The organism is Pseudomonas sp. TR47 (assembly GCF_044143025.1).
GTDB lineage: Bacteria > Pseudomonadota > Gammaproteobacteria > Pseudomonadales > Pseudomonadaceae > Aquipseudomonas > Aquipseudomonas putida_E.
On record NZ_JBHFCS010000004.1, the window covers coordinates 240,026 to 259,031 of the forward strand.

At 62.4% G+C, this 19,006-nt stretch carries 17 protein-coding genes; 4 read left to right on the forward strand and 13 right to left on the reverse strand.

Features of this window, described 5'->3' with window-relative positions; genetic code table 11:
• The first annotated feature begins 92 nt into the window (after positions 1-92).
• Both ACEWE8_RS06685 and ACEWE8_RS06690 read left to right on the forward strand, forming a co-directional pair.
• Complete coding sequence (locus ACEWE8_RS06685; protein ID WP_046785472.1) at positions 93-707, forward strand: LysE family translocator; 615 nt, start codon at positions 93-95, stop codon at positions 705-707.
• 126 nt (positions 708-833) lie between these two features.
• Positions 834-2,999 (forward strand): response regulator, encoded by a 2,166-nt coding sequence (locus ACEWE8_RS06690; protein ID WP_046785471.1) that lies wholly within the window; start codon positions 834-836, stop codon positions 2,997-2,999.
• Positions 3,000-3,005: 6 nt separating this feature from the next.
• On the opposite strand, the gene ACEWE8_RS06695 is transcribed toward ACEWE8_RS06690, so the two are convergent.
• From ACEWE8_RS06695 to ACEWE8_RS06740, 10 genes are all read right to left on the reverse strand, one after another.
• Entirely contained in the window at positions 3,006-5,189 is a 2,184-nt protein-coding gene (locus ACEWE8_RS06695; RefSeq protein WP_046785470.1) for a response regulator, read from the reverse strand.
• A gap of 105 nt (positions 5,190-5,294) precedes the next feature.
• The gene (locus tag ACEWE8_RS06700) at positions 5,295-5,858 is read right to left on the reverse strand and encodes an NUDIX hydrolase (protein WP_046785469.1); all 564 of its coding nucleotides are present in this window, start codon (positions 5,856-5,858) and stop codon (positions 5,295-5,297) included.
• A gap of 2 nt (positions 5,859-5,860) precedes the next feature.
• A complete protein-coding gene (locus tag ACEWE8_RS06705) occupies positions 5,861-6,625 on the reverse strand; it encodes a GntR family transcriptional regulator (RefSeq protein WP_012314143.1) in 765 nt (254 codons plus the stop codon).
• An 88-nt stretch (positions 6,626-6,713) separates the two neighbouring features.
• Positions 6,714-7,103 (reverse strand): carboxymuconolactone decarboxylase family protein, encoded by a 390-nt coding sequence (locus ACEWE8_RS06710; protein ID WP_012314144.1) that lies wholly within the window; start codon positions 7,101-7,103, stop codon positions 6,714-6,716.
• A 99-nt stretch (positions 7,104-7,202) separates the two neighbouring features.
• Complete coding sequence (locus tag ACEWE8_RS06715; RefSeq protein WP_039605333.1) at positions 7,203-7,688, reverse strand: flavin reductase family protein; 486 nt, start codon at positions 7,686-7,688, stop codon at positions 7,203-7,205.
• Positions 7,689-7,701: 13 nt separating this feature from the next.
• Complete coding sequence (locus ACEWE8_RS06720) at positions 7,702-9,183, reverse strand: aldehyde dehydrogenase (RefSeq protein ID WP_046785468.1); 1,482 nt, start codon at positions 9,181-9,183, stop codon at positions 7,702-7,704.
• Positions 9,180-10,013 carry an alpha/beta fold hydrolase gene (locus tag ACEWE8_RS06725; protein ID WP_046785467.1) on the reverse strand — a complete coding sequence of 278 codons (834 nt, stop codon included), beginning with the start codon at positions 10,011-10,013 and terminating at the stop codon, positions 9,180-9,182. The genes ACEWE8_RS06720 and ACEWE8_RS06725 overlap by 4 nt, the downstream gene beginning before the upstream one ends.
• Positions 10,014-10,081: 68 nt before the next feature.
• Entirely contained in the window at positions 10,082-10,678 is a 597-nt protein-coding gene (locus ACEWE8_RS06730; protein WP_046785466.1) for an amino acid synthesis family protein, read from the reverse strand.
• Positions 10,679-10,951: 273 nt separating this feature from the next.
• A complete protein-coding gene (locus ACEWE8_RS06735; RefSeq protein ID WP_046785465.1) occupies positions 10,952-11,995 on the reverse strand; it encodes an LLM class flavin-dependent oxidoreductase in 1,044 nt (347 codons plus the stop codon).
• Positions 11,996-12,061: 66 nt separating this feature from the next.
• Positions 12,062-12,547: a flavin reductase family protein gene (locus ACEWE8_RS06740; RefSeq protein ID WP_012314149.1), complete on the reverse strand. Its 486-nt coding sequence runs from the start codon at positions 12,545-12,547 to the stop codon at positions 12,062-12,064.
• 316 nt (positions 12,548-12,863) lie between these two features.
• Between ACEWE8_RS06740 and ACEWE8_RS06745 the strand changes: the two genes are divergently transcribed.
• Positions 12,864-14,267 carry a cytosine permease gene (locus ACEWE8_RS06745; RefSeq protein ID WP_046785464.1) on the forward strand — a complete coding sequence of 468 codons (1,404 nt, stop codon included), beginning with the start codon at positions 12,864-12,866 and terminating at the stop codon, positions 14,265-14,267.
• Between the two features lie 109 nt (positions 14,268-14,376).
• Here ACEWE8_RS06745 and ACEWE8_RS06750 read toward each other — a convergent pair whose 3' ends face one another.
• A complete protein-coding gene (locus ACEWE8_RS06750; RefSeq protein WP_367903883.1) occupies positions 14,377-16,002 on the reverse strand; it encodes a methyl-accepting chemotaxis protein in 1,626 nt (541 codons plus the stop codon).
• 224 nt (positions 16,003-16,226) lie between these two features.
• The gene (locus ACEWE8_RS06755) at positions 16,227-17,426 is read right to left on the reverse strand and encodes an NAD(P)/FAD-dependent oxidoreductase (protein WP_046785463.1); all 1,200 of its coding nucleotides are present in this window, start codon (positions 17,424-17,426) and stop codon (positions 16,227-16,229) included.
• Between the two features lie 265 nt (positions 17,427-17,691).
• On the opposite strand from ACEWE8_RS06755, the gene ACEWE8_RS06760 reads away from it, so the two are divergent.
• Positions 17,692-18,231, forward strand: a complete 540-nt coding sequence (locus ACEWE8_RS06760; RefSeq protein WP_395589236.1) for an RrF2 family transcriptional regulator — start codon at positions 17,692-17,694, stop codon at positions 18,229-18,231.
• A 54-nt stretch (positions 18,232-18,285) separates the two neighbouring features.
• On the opposite strand, the gene ACEWE8_RS06765 is transcribed toward ACEWE8_RS06760, so the two are convergent.
• On the reverse strand, positions 18,286-18,972 hold the full coding sequence (locus ACEWE8_RS06765; RefSeq protein ID WP_046785461.1) for a GNAT family N-acetyltransferase: 687 nt from the start codon (positions 18,970-18,972) through the stop codon (positions 18,286-18,288).
• Positions 18,973-19,006 lie beyond the last annotated feature (34 nt).

Consider the following 19,006-nt stretch of genomic DNA (forward strand, 5'->3'; position numbering starts at 1 on the left):
CAATAAGGCCTGAAAGGGAAATATACGAAAGATAATCCCTTGATGGAATCCGTACGCTTTCCTCACTCCAAATCCCGTGAAGGAAGACTCAAGTGGCAATCAGTGTGCTGACGGCGTTCTGGGCCGTGTCATTGCTGTTCGTGATCACCCCCGGTGCAGACTGGGCTTACGCCATCTCGGCCGGCATGCGCGGGCGCTGGGTGATGCCTGCGGTGGCAGGCATGCTGTCCGGGCATTTTCTGGCAACCCTGATCGTTGCAGCTGGCGTGGGCAGCCTGGTTGCCGGGCACCCGCTGGCCTTATTGTTGCTGACCTTGGCTGGCTGCACCTATCTGCTCTGGCTGGGCGGCAACCTGTTACTGAGCCCGGCGGTGCCGCAAGGAGGGCCGGGTGATGCAGGCGATAGCGGCTCGCGCTGGGCATTCAAGGGGTTTTGCGTGAGCGGGCTCAACCCCAAGGTGTTCCTGCTTTTCCTGGCCTTGCTGCCGCAGTTCACCGACCCACAGTCGAGCTGGCCGGTGCCTGTGCAGATCCTGCTGCTGGGGTTGGTCCACCTGTGCAGTTCGCTGGTGATCTATCTGCTGGTCGGCTATGGCGCCAAAGCCGTCCTGAGTACCCGGCCGGAGGCGGCGAAGTGGGTCGGGCGGTTATCGGGAACGGCGATGATCCTGGTGGCGCTGGGGTTGATGATCGGGCAACTCGGCTGATGGTGCCTGTGCTGCGCATGCTCGGCTGAGCGGGCGAGTAATTAACGGCCAATCCCTGGGAACGAACTGTTTATTGCACATCTCTTATCCTCAGATAGATGGCAATATGCCCGGGACATCCCAGACATGAAACCGCTTCAACGACACGAAACCCCCAATCCGCTACCACACTTCCTGCTCAATGGCGGTGCCATCGGCACCCTGCTGCAGACGATGGACTGGAGCGACTCGCCGCTCGGCCCGCCTCAAGCATGGTCGCCCCACTTGCAGGCGGTGATGGCCACATTACTGCCGGCCCAGGCGCAGTTCGTGCTGTTCTGGGGTGAGGCCTTTGCTGCGCTTTACAATGACGCCTATGCGCCGACCATTGGCAGCAAGCATCCCCACGCATTGGGGCGTCCAGGCAAGGAATACTGGCGCGAACTGTGGCATGACCTCGAGCCGTTGCTACGCGGTGTGCGTGAGACTGGCCAGACCTTCGCGGCCAAGGATCGCCCCTTTTATATAGAACGCCACGGATTGGGCGAGACGGTGTACTTCGATGTGTCTTATTCCGCGGTGCGTGAGGCCGATGGCACTGTCGGCGGCGTGTTGTGCCTGGTCACCGAGACCACCGAGCGGGTGCGCCTCCAGCAGAACCAGGCGTTCTTGCTGGAGTTGGGCCGCACGTTGCCCGGGCTGGGCGAAGCAGACCGCATCGAAGCCTATGTGGTGAGCCGCCTGGCCGAGCACCTGGGGGCGGCGCAAGTCTGTTTTGGCGAAGATCAGGGCGATGGCGCAGGTTTCAAGGTCGCGCACGATTGGGCTGAGGGCGTGCCATCGCTGGTCGGTCAACACCACTATGCGACTTACGGCGCATCGCTGCATGAGCAGTTGGCGGCAGGGCAGGTGGTGCAGCAAGCGCATGACAGCGCAACGTCCCCCCTGAGCGGCCTATGTTCCACGCTGCATGTACCGGTGCTGCGTGGCGGTCGCCTGGAGGCCATGCTTGGCGTGCACTTTCATAGCCCGCGCCAGTGCCTTGAAGAGGAATGCCAGTTGGTGGCGGAAACCGCCAAGCAAGGCTGGGCGGCCATTACCCATGCCCGCGCAGAACGCGCCCTGCACCTGCTCAACGACAGCCTGGAGGAGCGCGTCACGGCGGCACTCGCCCAGCGTGAGGCTGCGATGCTGCAGTTGCACGAAGCGCACAAGCTGGAAATGATCGGGCAGTTGACTGGCGGTATTGCCCATGACTTGAACAACATGCTCACGCCTATCATCGCCTCTTTCGAGCTGCTGCGCCGGCAGCCGCACTCCGAACGTGCCCCGCGCCTGATCGATGGGGGGCTGCAGGCTGCCGAGCGTGCGCGCAATCTGGTCGGGCGGTTGCTCAGCTTTGCCCGCCGACAAACGCTCAAGCCACAGGCCGTGTCGCTGGCCGCTCTGGTGGAGGACATGCACGAGCTGCTGGCCCGATCACTGGGGCCGACAGTTGCCGTGCAGGTACAGATTGACCCAGCCCTGCCTGCGGTCCTCGTAGACCCCCATCAACTGGAACTGGCGCTGCTCAACCTTGCGGTCAACGCCCGCGACGCCATGGGCGACGGTGGCACCTTGAGGATCTGCGCAGGGCTTGAGGCCGACGGGCCCCCAAGGCCTGCGGGCCTTACTGAAGGGACGCTGGTGTGGCTGCAGGTTCGCGACAGTGGCAGTGGCATGGACGAAGATCAGTTGCGCCGCTGCGTCGAACCGTTCTATTCCACCAAAGGCGTGGGCAAGGGCACTGGTCTTGGCCTGCCGATGGTCCAGGGGCTGGCCGTACAGTCCGGTGGCGGCTTCCAGATACGCTCGCAGCAAGGGGAGGGTACCGTTGCCACGTTATGGCTGCCGAGCAGCGATGTGGCTGCGGTGTGTCGTGACAGTGAAATGGCCGAGGTGCCGCTTGCCGACGGTGCACTTCGGGTGCTGCTGGTGGACGACGAGGAGATCGTGCGCCATGCCACAGCGCTGCAGTTGCGTGAACTGGGTTATCAGGTGACCGAAGCCGCCAGTGCCGCTGCAGCGTTGCAGCTGGTGGAGAAGGGCTGGTGGCCGGATGTTCTGGTGACCGATCATGTCATGGCTGATATGACCGGGGTGCGGTTCGCTCAACGGATGCGCGAGCGTCAGGCTGACCTGCCAGTGCTGATCATTACCGGCTACGCCAACCTGACACCGCGCGAACTCAAGGGCTTCGAGGTGTTGCGCAAGCCGTACCGGCGCGCAGAACTGGCGCAGAGTGTGGCGCGCTTGCTTACCGGCAAGCCTTGACAGCCATCAGGGCCCCAGCACCTTCCCAAGCAGCAGGCATACCTGCTCTGCCGAATAGGGCTTTGCCAGGAATGTGAACCCCTCGTGGCCGCCTTCGGCAATCGCGTCGCTGTAGCCGGAGGTGAGGATCACAGGCAATTGCGGGCGCTGGCGGCGTAGCTCGCGGGCCAGGGCCAAGCCGCCCATGCCGGGCATCATCACATCGGAAAATACCGCATCGAAATCTCCCGCCGCGCCGTCCAATTCCCTCAAGGCCTCTTCCGCAGAGTTCACCCAGCTGATCCGGTAGCCGTGGTCTTCGAGGATCTGTGCGGTGAAAGTGCCTAGGTCCGGGTCGTCCTCCACCACCAATATTTTTCGCCGCGCGCCACTCACCAGCGGTTGGCTGGCCTCTGCGGCCGCATTGGCCTGCTCGGCAGGCTGTTCCACTTGTGGCAGGTACAGCGTAAAGGTCGTCCCTTGGCCCTGGATGCTGGCTACCTCTACATCGCCCCCGGATTGCTTGGCGAAGCCGAACACCTGCGACAGGCCAAGCCCTGTGCCTTCGCCGGGCGCCTTAGTGGTGAAGAACGGGTCGAAGATACGGTCGAGCAACTCGGCGGCGATGCCGACACCGCTGTCCACCACCGAGATGGCGGCAAACGGCCCTGGGTGCTCTTGCTGATCGCGCAGGCCAGACATGCTTTGGTTGGGCAGCAGGCGCAGGTGCAAGGTGCCTTCCCCAGCCATGGCATCACGGCCGTTGAGCATCAGGTTGATCACTGCGGTTTCCAGTTGGCTGAGGTCGGCGCGGATGTGGCATGGCGTCGATGGCAACTCCAGTTTTACCTGGACCCGCGCGCCCGTAGCGGCATCAAGCATGTCGGCCATGGCCTGCAGGCGCGATCCGGCTTCGAGTACTTGGGGGCTCAATGCCTGACGGCGGGCGAAGGCCAGCAGCTGGCCGGTCAGCTTGGCGCCGCGGTCGACCGTGTCGGTCATGGTCTTGAGATAGCGTTCGCGACGGCTTTCGTCGAGGTTCGGCCGCTGCAGGAAGTGCAGTGACGAGCGAATGATCGTCAGCAGATTGTTGAAGTCATGGGCCACGCCACCGGTCAGTTGGCCGATGGCTTCGAGCTTCTGTGCCTGGCGCAGTACCGCTTCGGTATGCAACAGCTGAGCGGTGCGTTCTTCGACCCGGTGTTCCAGGCTGGCGTTGAGCGATTCCAGTGCGGCCAGCGCCTCGCGCACTTCGGCATGGGCCTGGACCCGCTGAATATGCGCCCAGCAACGTTCTGTCACTTCTCCGATCAGCGCCTGCTCGTAAGGCGACCACCGCCGTGGCGCGTTGTCGTGGATGGCCATCAGCGCGGTGAGTCGGCCTGCCTTGATCAATGGCATGCAGATGGTTGCGGTAATGCCAATGGCCTGAAAGGTGGCGGCTTCCTCACTGGGCAGCTCGCTCAGGTTGTCGGTTATAACCAGCGGCAGGCCATTGCGCAGCCGGCTGACCGCCAGTCGGCCAAAGTCGCCCAGGCGGTAGTGGCCCACCAACCGTGGCGAGCCGGGTGCTACAGAGTCGCCGCAGATGGTGAAGCCATCTTGGTCTGCATCCATCACGGCGTACGCACAGCTGGACAGCTGCAGGTGCTCGACCAGCATGCCGGTGGTGATGGTCATTACCCGGTCCGAGTCGGTGGCATTGGCCACCGCCCGGCCCAGGTCGTCCAGAAACGCCAGCCGCTGGTTGGTGACCACGCTGGCGGTCGTTTCGGTGACTGTGTCGAGCATGCCCACCACTTCGCCGTTCTGGTCGCGGATAGGGCTGTAGCAAAAGGTGAAGTAAGCGCACTCCGGGCCGCCGTTGCGGTCGATGGTCAGCGGGAAGTCCTCGATATAGACGGCTTCACCGCCCAAGGCGCGTTCGGCCATGGCCTCGATGTCGGCCCAGGCTTCCTGCCATACTTCGCGAAACGGCTTGCCCAACGCTTGCGGTTTTTTGCCAAGAATTGGCAGAAATGCGTCGTTGTGCAGGGTGAGCAGGTCTTGCCCCCAGAGAATTGCCTGAGGAAAGCGCGAGGCCAGGCACAGGGCCACGGTGGTCTTGAGTACGTCAGGCCAGGTCTCGATCGGGCCCAGGGAGGTGGTGCTCCAGTCGTGATTGCGAATGCGTTCGGCCATCAGCCCGCCGCCGTCCAGCCATTTAGCCATGTGTGCTCTGCCCATCCTTCTGCCGGGGATGATAAGGGTGCACCGAGAATAGCGGATTGGCGAGGGCTTTATGCAGCCTGCACCGGTGATGAGGCCGCAGCAGGCTCAACGAATGAAGTGCACCTTGCCGGTGTCGTCATTGCCCATGTAGATCCCGTACACCCCAGCCTGCCGCTCGAGGATGTAACGCTCGAGAATCTGCCGTATCGCCGGGTAGTAGATCTCTTCCCAAGGGATCTGGTCGGGTTCGAAGAACGTGTAGGTCAGCGTCTCGGGCCCGTACTGCCCGGTTTCCTCGGTAGCGATGGCGCGAAAGATGATGTACACCTCGCTGATTTTCGGCACGCTGAAGATCGAGTAGGGCGAGACGATTTCGGCACGCACACCGCTTTCCTCCCACACCTCACGCAGCGCTGCCTGCTCGGTGGTTTCGCCGGCCTCCATGAACCCGGCCGGCAATGTCCAGGTGCCTGGGCGGGGCGGGATCGCCCGCTGGCACAGCAGGTACTTGCCATCGCGCTCGATGATGCAGCCGGCGATGATCTTCGGGTTGATGTAGTGGACATAGCCGCACCCGGTACAGTGCAGGCGCTCGTGGGTGTCGCCGTCGGGAACGCCCCGGGCCAGTTCTGTGGTGCAGTGCGGGCAGTAGCGCGGGGCGTTGGGCATGGTCAGCGGCCTATGCGGGGTTCTATACGGGGTTCCTTGAGGGCCAAAGGCTCGACCATGTCGCGCACCTTGGTGTTGTCGTCCTGCTTCTGGCGCAGGTAGTCCAGCGCCACCTTGGCGGCGGCCCGCACATGATCGACCGAGGCCTGGTGGGCGACCAGCGGGTCGCCACTCTTGATGGCGTCGACGATTTTTTCCATTTCAAGGTTGCTGGCGCCACGGCGGTTTTGCTGCGACACCGAGGTGGCGCGCAGGTAGCTGATGCGGGCCTGCAGCTGGCGCAGCTGTTGCGCTGCGACCTGGTTGCCGGAGCCTTCGAGCAGCACTTCGTAAAAGCCTTGCACAGAGTCCAGCACCTGTTGCAACTCGCCTTCCTCGAGTGCCTCGCGGTTGACCTCCAGCGCCCGCTCCAGGGCCCGGATGTCCTTGGCTTTGGCATTGAGGGTGAACAGCTGCACGATCAGGCCTTCGAGTACACAGCGCAGCTCGTAGATATCGCGGGCGTCTTCCAGGGTGATGATGGCCACGCGTGGGCCCTTGGCATCGGCGAATTCCACCAGGCCTTCGGACTCCAGGTGACGCAGGGCTTCACGCACCGAGGTACGGCTGACCCCGAGGCGGTCGCAGAGGTCGCGCTCGACCAGGCGATCGCCCGGGAGCAGGTGGAAATTCATGATCGCGCCGCGCAGCTTGTCGAGCACGATTTCACGCAGTGTTACGGGGTTGCGGTTGACCTTGAAGCTGTCGTCGAGTGGCTGGCGTTTCATCAGGTGCGCTCTTTATGAGGCTGTTTCGCCAACATCGCGGAACACCCCGAACCGAGGTGCTCCCTGCAGTGGTTCGAACAGCCCGTTGTTAACGGGTTGACTCCGCATCGGCTTCGGCGAACGCCTCGCGGGCCAGGCGGAAACTGTCCACCGCCGCGGGCACGCCGCAATAAATGCCGACCTGGAGCAGGATCTCGCGAATCTGTTCACGGCTCAGGCCATTACGCAAGGCGCCGCGAATATGCAGCTTGAGCTCGTGGGGCCGGTTGAGCGCGGAAATCATGGCCAAGTTTATCATGCTGCGCTCTTTGAGCGACAAGCCATCGCGGCCCCAGACATGGCCCCAGCAGTACTCGGTAACCAGCTCCTGCAAAGGCTTGGTGAAGTCGTCGGCGTTCTGGATCGAGCGGTTGACGTAGTCCTCGCCCAGCACCTGCGTACGGATCTGCAGGCCTTTTTCGTACTTTTCGTTGCTCATTGCCTAGCTCCGAATCAAAAGAGGGGCCGCAACCAAGGGTGAGAGGGTCGCGCGGCCCCTGAAAAAGAAGTATCGGGCTGCGCAGCAGCCCCAAGGGCATCAGCCCAGCGGCGGCAGGGCGCCCAGTTTGCCTCTGTGATAGACCATCGGGGTCACCGGGTCAGCGGGCAGCACCAGGTTTTTCACCGCGCCGACGATGATCGCGTGATCACCGCCGTCGTATTCGCGCCACAACTCGCACTCGATGATCGCCGTGGCCTTGGCCAGCAGCGGGTTGCCCAGCTCGCTCAGGTGCCACTCGATGCCCTTGGCCTTGTCCTTGCCTTTGCCAGCGAAGGCGTAGGCCTCGGCGGTCTGCTCGGCGGACAGCAGGTGGATCGCGAACTGCTTGCTGTCCCGCAGGATCGGGTAAGTATCAGAGGCGTAGTTGGGGCAGAACAACACCAGCGCCGGGTCTATCGACAGGGCACTGAACGCGCTGGCGGTGATGCCGACAATGGCGCCGTCGGCGTCCAGGGTGGTGACCACCGTAACCCCGGACGGGAAGGAGCCCATCACGTCTTTGTAGATGCCTGGTTCGATCATCGTGTATTACCTCTTAGCGCATCACAAACGGGTCGGGCATCGGCGCGGTGGACAGGTTGATCCACACGGTCTTCAGCTCGGTATAGGCCAGCACCGAATCGATGCCGCTTTCACGGCCGTAGCCGCTGTTCTTGAAGCCGCCGATCGGTGCCATGGCCGACACTGCGCGGTATGTGTTGACCCAGATGATCCCCGAACGTACGTCACGGGCCAGGCGGTGGGCACGGCCCAGGTCGCGGGTCCAGATGCCGGCAGCGAGGCCGAACTGCGAGTCGTTGGCAATGGCCAGGGCCTCTTCCTCGGTCTTGAAGCGGATGACCGCAGCGACCGGGCCGAACACTTCTTCCTGCATGATGGTCATCGAGTTGCTGTCGCACTCGAACAGCGTCGGCTCGTAGTACCAGCCTTCGCCCTCGACTTCGGCACGCTTGCCACCCATGTGCAACTTGGCGCCTTCAGCCTTGGCCGCAGCAACCAGGCCTTCGACCACGGCCAACTGCTGGGCGGTGGCCATCGGGCCCATTTCGCTGGCTTCGTCCTGGGGGTTGCCGATGCGGATGCGCTTGGCCCGCTCGATCAGGCGGGCAACGAACGCGTCGAAGATCTCGTCCTGTACCAGCAAACGCGAACCTGCCACGCAGCTTTGCCCGGAGGCGGCATAGATACCGGCCACGGCGCCGTTGATGGCACTGTCCAGGTCGGCGTCGGCGAAAATGATGTTCGGCGACTTGCCGCCCAGCTCCAGCGACAGTTTGGCGAAGTTTTCGGCACTGCTGCGCACCACGTGGCGAGCGGTGGCGGCGCCGCCGGTGAAGGCGATCTTGCGCACCAGCGGGTGGCGGGTCAGCGCAGCGCCGGTGCTGGGGCCGTAGCCGGTGACCACGTTGACCACGCCCGGCGGGAAGCCAGCTTCCAGGGCCAGGCGGGCCAGCTCGAGGATGGTCGCCGAGGCATGCTCGGAAGGCTTGAGCACGATGGTGTTGCCGGCGGCCAGGGCTGGCGCCAGCTTGATCGCGGTGAGGTACAGCGGGCTGTTCCACGGGATGATCCCGGCCACCACGCCGATTGGTTCGTGCACGGTGTAGGCGAACAGGTCCGGCTTGTCCAGCGGCAGGGTGCCGCCTTCGAGTTTGTCTGCCAGGCCCGCGGTGTAATGGAAGAACTCCGGCAGGTAACCGACCTGGCCACGGGTTTCGCGGATCAGCTTGCCGTTGTCACGGCTTTCCAGCTGAGCCAAATGTTCTTTGTTCTCGGCAATCAGGTCACCCAGCTTGCGCAGCAGTTTGCCCCGCGCAGTGGCGGTGATGCTGCGCCAGGCTTTGCTGTCGAACGCACGCTGGGCGGCCTGGACGGCCAGCTCCACATCGGCTTCATCAGCGTCGGGCAGTTGCGCCCAGGCCTGGGCGGTGGCCGGGTTGAGGCTGTCGAAGGTCTTGCCGCTCTGGGCATCGAGCCATTGGCCGTCGATGCACATCTGGAAACGAACGAGGGTCATGCAACAATCCCCTTGGCGGATTCGGTGAGGGTGCGGGCTTGGCTGAGGAAATCCAGAAGCATCTTGTTGACTTCACGGGGTGCCTCCACCGGCATCATATGCCGTTGCTCGGCGAGGACCACACTTTGCGCGCCAGGAATGCTGGCAGCGAGCTGGCGGGTCATGGCCGGGGTGGAGCCCGAGTCGAGTTCGCCGGTGGCGATCAGTGTCGGCACCTGAATGCTGCCCAGGTCACCAGCGCGGTACATGTCCTGGGTGGCGAACAGCGAGTAAGTGGTGTGGTAACCCTGCGGGTCGTTGCTCGCCAGTACCTGGCGAATCGCGGCGACCTGCGCCGGGTTGGCTGCCTTGTATTCCCGGCTGAACCAGCGGTCGAGCGCGGCGTCGACGTTGGCGTCGGGGCCTTGCTGGGCAGCCTGGGCCGCGCGTGCGATGACGCCGGCGCTCTGTTCCGGGCTGCGGTTGAACACGCTGTTGAGTACCACCAGCGCAGACAAACGCTGCGGGTAGTTCAGGGCAAAGGCACGTGCGACCAGGCCACCCATGGAGAAGCCGATCACGGTCGCCTGGGCGATCTGCAGGTGGTCGAGCAGTTCTGCCAGCTGGGCGGCGTAGCCTTCCAGGCCGGTGTCGGCGGCAGGCAGTGCGCTCTGGCCATGGCCGAGCATGTCGTAGGCAATGACGCGGTAGTCGTTGGCCAGGCCCACGAACTGCCCGCCCCACATTTCCTTGTTCAGGCCCACGCCGTGGATCAGCACCACGGGTTGGCCCTGGCCTTGGGCCAGGTAACTGGTCCCGGCCGGTGTACGTTCAGCGACAGGCTGAATCATGGAGGGCGCTCCTTGAAGGTCGGGCGCGGCGGGTAAGCACGCCACGCCCCGGCCCGTCTTGGTTGTTGTTATTGAGCGTTGGCTTTTTCGGCAGCCAGTTCTTCCAGGTCGATGTAACGGTTGCCGATGCGCGGGTGCAGGCGGCCGCCGTCGGCAGCGCCCAGTACCACGACGATTTCGTCGGCACGCGGGGCGTCTTCGATCTGCATTTCCAGGGTGATGTAGTGCGAGCGCAGGCCTTCGTCGTCCTTTTGCATCATCGGGATCTGGATCGAGGTGCCCGGGCCGCCACGCTTGTTGGTGAAGCTCAGGTAGCTCTTGGCTTGTACGGCTTCGCGGTAATGGTTGCCGAAGCGCAGGGTGTGGATCACCGCTGAAGCGTGCTCGATCTCGCCATCAGCGCCGACCACGGCAGCTTTACCGTAGGCTTCGATCTTTTCGGCACCACCGATGGCAGCGGTCAGGCGCTCGACCATCAGCGCACCCAGCTCGGAGCAATTGGCGCGGATTTCCGGCTTGAGGTCTTCAACGAAGCCGCGGCCGGCCCATGGGTTCTTGATCACCACGGCCAGGCCGACCATGGTCACCGGCTTGTCGGTGGCTTTGCCGCCTTCGATACGGGTCTCTTCGGAGTAGGTGACGATCTTGCGGATTTCGAAACTCATGAGGGGCTCCTGGTGAGGGTTATCAGCTCTTGTTGTCTGATGGTATACCATAATATTTGTTGTGCAAGAGGCCGCTGGAAATTTCTCTGATGAGGAGACGAAAGGCGGCGTGAGCAGGCCTCGAGCCACAAGCGGCAAGCTCCAAGCCACAAGCACGCGGACGAGCACGTACGCCCTTGCTTGCAGCTTGCAGCTAAAAAAACGCCCGCTCGCGAGGGCCATGACGGCCCCCGGGAGCGGGCTGATCCCGCAACGCTTTCAGGCAATGGGAATTCAGGCGAACGCCGGCACCACTTCCTTGATGAACAGCTCGAGCGACTTCTTCTTCTCGGCGTGGGGCAGGCTGTTGTCGCACCAGAAGCTGAACTCGTCGACGCCCAGTTCCTGGTAGTACTTGATGCGCGCGATGATTTCTTCCGGGGTGCCGATCATGGTGTTCTTGCGGATGTTCTCCAGCGCGAAAGCCGGCACCTCGGCGAACTTCGATTCGGGGCTTGGCTCCAGGAAGCCGTTGACCGGGACCGTCTTGTTGCCGAACCAGGCATCGAAGGTGCGGTAGAAGCGCGAAATGGCCTGGGCGCCGACTTTCCAGCCATCGGGCTCCGACGGGCTGTGCACGTGGGTGTGGCGCAGCACCATCAGTTGCGGGCGCGGCACCTCGGGGTTGTTGTCCAGCGCAGCCTGGAACTTGTTTTTCAGGTCCAGTACTTCTTCATCACCCTTCATCAACGGGGTGACCATCACGTTGCAACCGTTTTTCACCGCAAAGTTGTGTGAGTCCGGGTCGCGCGCAGCGATCCACATCGGCGGCATGCCCTGCTGCACCGGCTTGGGCACACTGGTAGAGATGGGGAAATTGTAAACTTCGCCTTCATGGGCGTAGTCGCCTTCCCACAGCTTGCGTACCGCCGGGACCATTTCGCGCAGGGCCTTGCCGCCGTCGGTGGCCGGCATGCCATTGGCCATGCGGTCGAACTCGAACTGGTAGGCGCCACGGGCCAGGCCCACTTCCATGCGGCCGTTGCTGATCACGTCGAGCAGGGCGCACTCGCCGGCCACGCGGATCGGGTTCCAGAACGGTGCAATGATGGTGCCGGCGCCCAGGCGGATCTTCTCGGTGCGTGCCGCCAGGTAGGCCAGCAGCGGCATCGGGCTTGGCGAAATGGTGTATTCCATGGCGTGGTGTTCGCCGATCCACACGGTGCTGAAACCGCCGTTTTCGGCCATCAGGGTCAGTTCGGTGAGGTCTTCGAACAGCTGGCGGTGGCTGACCTGTTCATCCCAACGTTCCATGTGTACGAACAACGAAAATTTCATGGGGCATTCCTCGCAGCTTGAAAGTCTCGCCTGGCGTGCCAGGCGTCAGTAATAACGTTACGCGTCTCAGGCGAAGGCGGGCAGGCTGGCCATTTTGCCGCGGCAGTAGACCATCGGCCGTGGGGCCTGCTCGGGAACGATCAGGTTGTGCACCTTGCCGACCATTATCGCGTGGTCGCCACCTTCATATTCACGCCACAACTCGCATTCGATCACCGCAGTGGCCCCCGCCAGCACCGGGTTGCCCAGTTCACTCAGGGTCCACTCGATACCGGCGGCCTTGTCCTTGCCCTTTTTGGCGAAGGCGTAGGCTTCAGCCTGCTGTTCACCGGAGAGCAGGTGAATGGCAAAGCGCTTGTTCTTGATCAGCACAGGGTAGGAATCGGAACTGTAGTTGGGGCAGAACAGCACCAGCGGCGGGTCCATCGACAGGGAAGAAAAGGCGCTGGCGGTAAGGCCGACGATCGAGCCGTCGTCGTCCAGGGTGGTGATGACGGTGACGCCTGAGGGGAAGGAGCCCAAGACGTTCTTGTAAACGGTTGCGTCGATCATGGCGTGTACCTCGAAGGGGGTAGCGGTGGGCCGCTTTTTATCGTTGATGTGTCTGATGGTATACCGTAATACTCGTTTTGCAAGCGGAATTTTTAGTGCTGTAAAAAACATGATGAATGGCTCAAAGCCGCATGAAATGGGGCTTTGCTGAAATAATCAGGGCGTGACCTCGGTTGCTGAACCGGATCAGTAAGGGTTTTTAAAACCGAATCAGTGTTGTCAAAATCTTGGAATACCATAATATGGTCTGCAGCTGAGAGGCCGCCTAGACGCGGTTTCCTTACAAAGATAAAAACGACCTTTCGAGCTGAAAACCATGTCCCAACCGTCATCGCAACACCAGTTTGTCGAGAATCACACGGTCGATTACGTTCCACCTGCCGAGCGCCATGGGAAGGCGCGCGACCTGTTCACCCTCTGGTTCAGTACCAACATCGCGCCACTGCCTATCGTCACCGGCGCCATGGTGGTCCAGGTATTTAACCTGAACCTGTTGTGGGGCCTGATCGCCATCGTGCTGGGCCATCTGATCGGGGGCGTGGTCATCGCCCTGGCCTCTGCACAAGGACCGCAACTGGGCATCCCACAGATGGTGCAGAGCCGCGGCCAGTTCGGCCGGTACGGTGCCCTGCTGATCGTGTTCTTCACGGCGTTGATCTACGTTGGTTTCTTCATTTCCAACATCGTGCTGGCAGGCAAGTCGATCCACGGCATTGCCCCAAGCGTGCCGATGCCCACGGCGATCGTCATCGGCGCCCTGAGCGCGACGGCGATCGGTGTTATCGGCTACCGCTTCATTCATAGCCTGAACCGCATTGGCACCTGGGTGATGGGGGCGGCATTGCTGGCCGGTTTCATCATGATGTTTACCCAGGAACTGCCCGCCGACTTCTTCAGCCGAGGCGCGTTCAACCTGTCGGGCTTCATCGCCACCGTGTCGCTGGGGACCATCTGGCAGATCAGTTTCTCGCCGTACACCTCCGACTACTCGCGTTACCTGCCCAAGGAAGTCGGTATTGCCAAGCCGTTCTGGGCCACGTACTTCGGCGCCACCCTGGGCACCATCCTGTGCTTCAGCTTTGGTGCGGTGGCGGTGCTGTGTGTGCCCCAAGGCACCGACGCGATGGATGCGGTCAAGCAGGCCACCGGCTGGCTGGGCCCGATCCTGATGGTGCTGTTCCTGCTCAACATCATCAGCCACAACGCCCTCAATCTCTACGGTGCGGTGCTGTCGATCGTCACCGCCATCCAGACCTTCTTCGCCCAATGGACGCCCAGCATCAAGGTGCGGGTAATGCTGGCTGCAGTGATTCTGGTGGCGTGCGCAATGGTTGCGCTGAATGCCTCGGCGGACTTCATCGGCCACTTTATCGGGCTGATCCTGGCGCTGTTGCTGGTGCTGGTGCCGTGGGCTTCGATCAACCTGATCGACTTTTACCTGATCAAGAAGGGTGAATACGACATTGCTTCGATCTTCCGCGCTGACGGCGGAATTTACGGGCGCTTCAACCCCCACGCGATCATTGCCTACGCGTGCGGGATTCTGGTGCAGTTGCCGTTTGCCAACACGTCGCTTTATGTAGGGCCCTATTCGAACATTGTCGAGGGCGCGGACTTGTCCTGGCTGTTCGGCTTGATCGTGACGGTGCCGTTGTATTACTGCCTGGCTACGCGGGGCAAGGCCGAGAAGGTTGTGCGGGCTGTCAGCGCCAAGGGGTAGTTGCCCGGGGGCTGCGTTGCAGCCCTTTCGCGACACAAAAGCTCAAACATTTGCGTAGGAGCGGCCTTGTGTCGCGAAAGGGCCGCAAAGCGGCCCCAGCAGTTTCAGATCAGACTTTGAACTGCGCGACCATGCCGTTCAAATCAACCGCCAAACGCGACAAATCCTGCGCCGCCGCACTGGTCTGGTTGGCGCCCGCCGAGGTCTGCATCGCCAGGTCGCGGATGTTGACCAGGTTGCGGTCCACCTCCCGCGCCACTTGTGCCTGTTCTTCCGAAGCACTGGCGATCACCAGGTTGCGCTGGTTGATCGAAGCGATCGCCTCGGCAATCACTTCCAGCGCCTGCCCGGCACCCTGTGCCACTTCCAGCGTACCGGTGGCACGCCCCTGGCTGCTGTGCATGGCCGTCACTGCCCGCTCGGTACCGTTCTGAATCCCGGCAATCATCTGTTCGATCTCTGCCGTGGACTGTTGGGTGCGGTGGGCAAGGGCACGCACTTCATCGGCGACCACGGCAAAACCGCGGCCCGCTTCACCAGCACGTGCGGCTTCGATGGCCGCGTTGAGGGCCAGCAGGTTGGTCTGGCCGGCAATCGCGCCAATCACATCGAGCACGCGGCTGATCTCGTTGGCATTGCTGGCCAACTGCTCGATTTCGGCAGAGGTGCCGGTAACGTCATCGACCAGGTGCTGGATCGAGGCCAGCGCCTGGTTGACCTGCTCGCGGCCATCGCGTGTGGTGCGGTCGGCGCCCTGGGACGCATCGGCAGTGCTCACCGCGTTGTTCGCCACTTCTTCTACGGCGGCGGTCATCTGGTTGACGGCCGTGGCCGCCTGGTCTATTTCCGCGCTCTGCTGGTGCAGGCCACGGCTGGTATCTTCGGTAACCGTGTGCAGCTCTTCCGAAGCGGAGGCCAGCTGGTCGGATGAGGCCGCAATTTTGCGAATGGTATCGCGCAGGCTTGCCTGCATGCGGCTCAGGGCACGCAGCAGCAAGGCTGGTTCATCGCGGCCGGTAACCGTGATGTCGTGGGTCAGGTCGCCGGTGGCGACACGTTCGGCCACGGCCACGGCATCTGCCAATGGCACGACGATGCTGCGGGTAAGCACGGTGGCAATGGCCACCAGGGCGATCATGATCACCAGCAGAGAGCCGATAATGGCTGCGAAGGCTTCGTCGGCCACGTCACTGCTGCGCTGTGAGGCTTGCTCGGCACCGTTGCTGTTGTAAGTGATCAAGGCCGACAGGGCTTTCATCATGGTGTCGGCGTACTGGGTGAGCGGGCCGCTGATCTGCTGCTTGGCCTCGGCCATGCGGCCGGCGGCAATGTCTTTGAGTACCTGTGACTGCAGGCCGAAGTACTGTCGATGGGTGGCGATCAATGTGTTGAACAGGGCACGGTCATCGGCGGCGATGATGGTGGCTTCATAGTCCTTCAGGCCGTTGTTGAGTTGTTCATTGATGCCTTTGAACAACTCGATGTTGCGCATGCGCTCGGTGGGGCTGTCATCCAGCGCGGCGCGCAGGGTGATGGCGCGGGCGCGGCCGAGGTTGGTACTGATGTCACCGAGGGCGACCACGGCGGGCATCCAGGTGACCCGGATTTCGTCCGTGGCCTTGTCCATCTGCCGGGTTTCATAGAGTGCGATAAGGCCCATGACCAGGACCAGGGCGCCCAACAGGGCAAATACGCTGGCAGCGCGAATGCCGATCTTCATATTCCGTAACTGCATGGAATGTTCCTTGACGGTGGTGCGCAATCAAGCGAATGGGCACACACCCGGTTCACCGGGGCGATGCCAAGCGCTCAATGTGCTGCAATATAGTTATGTGCCTCACCTCTGATTATTGTTTTTCAGAATAGTGCCATATTGCCATCATTATTGACCAGACATTCAATGCAGCGTCATCTGCTGACAAATCCGTCATTTATTGACGGATCTGTCAGGAAGTTACGTCAAACGATCGGAATCAATGGGTCGGCGGCCGCCAGGGCCAAGGCACGGTCAGCGGCTGGCGGGTAGATCCATACGCTGTTGATCTGGCGCTTGAGGGCCTTGCCTTCCTGGCCCTGCAATTTAAGTTCGCGCTCCCAGCCTTCACTGAACGCCGCGCCCCAGCCGCCCAAGTCCAGGCAGGTGACGTACTTGGGTTGGCGATACACCACCGGCTGTTCGCCGAGCAGGTCGGCCATGGCATTGTTGCCTGCGTAGCGGCCCATGGGGATGGCGTGCTGGCAGGTCATCAGCGCATGGTTGCCCAGTTCGTCGACGGCTGCCCAGGCGGTGTCACCCGTGGCGTAGATGTGTGCCTGGCCAACCACCTTGAGGTGGTCGTCTACCTTCAGACGGCCGAAGGTGTCGCGCTCGCCCGCTACCTGGGTGGTCAGCGGGCTTGCCTTGACGCCCACGGTCCAGATTATGGTCTTGCTGGCGATATACTCTCCGTTGTCCAAGGTGACGCCACCGGCATCGACGGCAACCACCGAGGTGCCGGCCAACCACTCGACGCCCGCCTGTTCGCAAGCCGCGACAATCGACGGCGTGATGCCCTTACCCAGCGCGGCGCCAACCTGGGCACCTCGATCGACCACCAGCACGCGCACCGCAGCGTCACCGAGCACGGCACGCAGGCGGGCAGGCATTTCAGTAGCGGTCTCGATGCCCGTGAAACCACCGCCGCAAACCACCACGGTGTTGCGTGCCGGTGAGGCGGGCAGGGCGGCCAGGCCCGCCAGGTGCTGCTCGAGACGCACGGCCGACTCCATCTGGTCGACGTCAAAGGTGTGTTCGGCCACGCCTGCTATCGCCGGGCGTGCCACCTGGCTGCCGGCTGCCAGGATCAGGCGGTCATAGGCGATCTGCTGGGGCAGGCCGCTTGCGTCGGTGTAGCTCACGCTGCGCCCTTGGGCGTCGATGGTCTGCACATGGCCTGCGAGGAACTGCACACCCACGGCTTCGAACAGCTCACCCACTGGCGCCTTCATGCCATGCACGTCGGCTTCGTAGAAGCGTGGCCGGATACGCAGTTCAGGCTGGGGCGCCAGCACGCTGATGCTCAGGTCGTCGCGCCGGGCCTGGTCGAGCAGGCGGGCGGCGCTCAAAGCGCTCCATACACCGGCAAAGCCGGCACCGATGATCAAAACGTTAGATTTCATGAGGATGCTCCGTGGGTAAGGGGGGCTTCGACGGGTGTGTGTCTGTGCGAAACAACTACGACTGTATTGATCGTAGTTCTATCGTGCAACTCTTTTTTCCAGCCGAGCCTTGGCCGAGAAGTCGACCTGAGCGCTGAAAGACTTATGATTAAAGGGTTGGATAGGTATTCTCAGGGAGCACGACTAGCGACCAATGGCATTTCATGGCTTTGCCATTGCACGCCGGTAAGCGTAATATTGGCGACAAGTTTGGTCGGAGATTTATATGTCGCTCTACAGTGCTGGCGTTGAATACGGCATCCATTGCCTGCTGTACCTGGTGGACGAGCGCGGTGACACCCGCGAGTCCAGTGTTCGCGACCTGGCGCAGTTGCAGGGGGTGCCGCAGGAATACCTGGCCAAGGTATTCACCAAATTGGCCCGGGCCAAACTGGTGGCAGCGACCGAAGGCGTGCGGGGGGGCTTTCGACTGGCCCGGCCGTCGGACGAGATCACCGTGCTGGACATCGTCAATGCCATTGACGGGCCGAAGAAAATCTTCGACTGCCGCGAGATCCGCGAGCGTTGCACGCTGTTCGAAGGCTCACCGCCGGGTTGGGCCACCGAGGGCACCTGTGCGATCCATGCAGTAATGCTGGAGGCGCAAAAGCGGATGGAAGAGGCCCTGGCGCAGCAGACTATCCTCGACCTGGCACGGCGCTTCGGGCGCAAGGCACCGGCGCAGTTCGGCCAGCAGGTCAGTGACTGGATTGGGGAGCGGCGCGATGGCAAGGGTGGGGGAGATATTCCGGTGAGTCAGGTCTAGCTCAAGTGCTTGTTCAGGCCCGATCGCGGGGGCGCCCGCGATCAGGCCCCGCGGTCAATGCACCGTCTTGCGTTGCCTCACACAGGCGCGGGCCTGCTCCGTCAGCTCATCCAGCCACTCATCGCGCTGCTGCTCGGCTTCGATCATCGCATCTTCACCCTGCTGATTGAGCAGGTAGGTATGAATCTGGTGCACTTCAGTGGCCTGGTAAATCGGCGCGATATCCAGGCGGCCGATCAGCGCGCCGCTGGCTTGGCCGGTGCTGCTCATCAACACTTGCGGCCCACTGGCGGCCACCACCTGCATGCCCCTCGCTTCGAACCATGGCACCTGGTTGGCAAAGGCGTTCAGTTCGACGCTGGCAAAGCGTGCCTGCACATCGGCCAGCAAGGCGCGGCCGATACCTTGACGGCGATGCTCGGGCACCACGGCGAGAAAGGCCAGTGCACAGGCCTGCGCATTGTCCTGGGCCGGTAATGTAAGGGCAAAACCGAGCATCTGGTCCGGCGCTTCGGCGTCCAGTGCCAGGGTCAGCTCCACGGCAAGGCCGCGAGTACCGTCCATGGCCTGCAGGTACTGATGCACCTCCATGCCGACGCCGTACTGGTACAGCGGGTACAACGGGTTGTCGGCACGAATGGCGACGCTGCTCAGTTCGCCGACATGGTGGATCACCAGTTCACGGATCTGGTTCTGGAAGGATTCGGGCGGCACGCTGTCGAGGCGGCTCAGAATGAACATCGGTGGACGGGCTCCGGCGGCTGTTGTATCGCCC

What these genes read in the sequence shown, in the direction of transcription:
- ACEWE8_RS06715 (WP_039605333.1), bottom strand. Translation starts at nt 7,688, where the DNA reads ATGATCGAACCAGGCATCTACAAAGACGTGATGGGCTCCTTCCCGTCC.
- ACEWE8_RS06720 (WP_046785468.1), bottom strand. Translation starts at nt 9,183, where the DNA reads ATGACCCTCGTTCGTTTCCAGATGTGCATCGACGGCCAATGGCTCGAT.
- ACEWE8_RS06690 (WP_046785471.1), top strand. Translation starts at nt 834, where the DNA reads ATGAAACCGCTTCAACGACACGAAACCCCCAATCCGCTACCACACTTC.
- ACEWE8_RS06700 (WP_046785469.1), bottom strand. Translation starts at nt 5,858, where the DNA reads ATGCCCAACGCCCCGCGCTACTGCCCGCACTGCACCACAGAACTGGCC.
- ACEWE8_RS06735 (WP_046785465.1), bottom strand. Translation starts at nt 11,995, where the DNA reads ATGAAATTTTCGTTGTTCGTACACATGGAACGTTGGGATGAACAGGTC.
- ACEWE8_RS06745 (WP_046785464.1), top strand. Translation starts at nt 12,864, where the DNA reads ATGTCCCAACCGTCATCGCAACACCAGTTTGTCGAGAATCACACGGTC.
- ACEWE8_RS06705 (WP_012314143.1), bottom strand. Translation starts at nt 6,625, where the DNA reads ATGAAACGCCAGCCACTCGACGACAGCTTCAAGGTCAACCGCAACCCC.
- ACEWE8_RS06765 (WP_046785461.1), bottom strand. Translation starts at nt 18,972, where the DNA reads ATGTTCATTCTGAGCCGCCTCGACAGCGTGCCGCCCGAATCCTTCCAG.
- ACEWE8_RS06695 (WP_046785470.1), bottom strand. Translation starts at nt 5,189, where the DNA reads ATGGCTAAATGGCTGGACGGCGGCGGGCTGATGGCCGAACGCATTCGC.
- ACEWE8_RS06710 (WP_012314144.1), bottom strand. Translation starts at nt 7,103, where the DNA reads ATGAGCAACGAAAAGTACGAAAAAGGCCTGCAGATCCGTACGCAGGTG.
- ACEWE8_RS06750 (WP_367903883.1), bottom strand. Translation starts at nt 16,002, where the DNA reads ATGCAGTTACGGAATATGAAGATCGGCATTCGCGCTGCCAGCGTATTT.
- ACEWE8_RS06725 (WP_046785467.1), bottom strand. Translation starts at nt 10,013, where the DNA reads ATGATTCAGCCTGTCGCTGAACGTACACCGGCCGGGACCAGTTACCTG.
- ACEWE8_RS06740 (WP_012314149.1), bottom strand. Translation starts at nt 12,547, where the DNA reads ATGATCGACGCAACCGTTTACAAGAACGTCTTGGGCTCCTTCCCCTCA.
- ACEWE8_RS06755 (WP_046785463.1), bottom strand. Translation starts at nt 17,426, where the DNA reads ATGAAATCTAACGTTTTGATCATCGGTGCCGGCTTTGCCGGTGTATGG.
- ACEWE8_RS06760 (WP_395589236.1), top strand. Translation starts at nt 17,692, where the DNA reads ATGTCGCTCTACAGTGCTGGCGTTGAATACGGCATCCATTGCCTGCTG.
- ACEWE8_RS06730 (WP_046785466.1), bottom strand. Translation starts at nt 10,678, where the DNA reads ATGAGTTTCGAAATCCGCAAGATCGTCACCTACTCCGAAGAGACCCGT.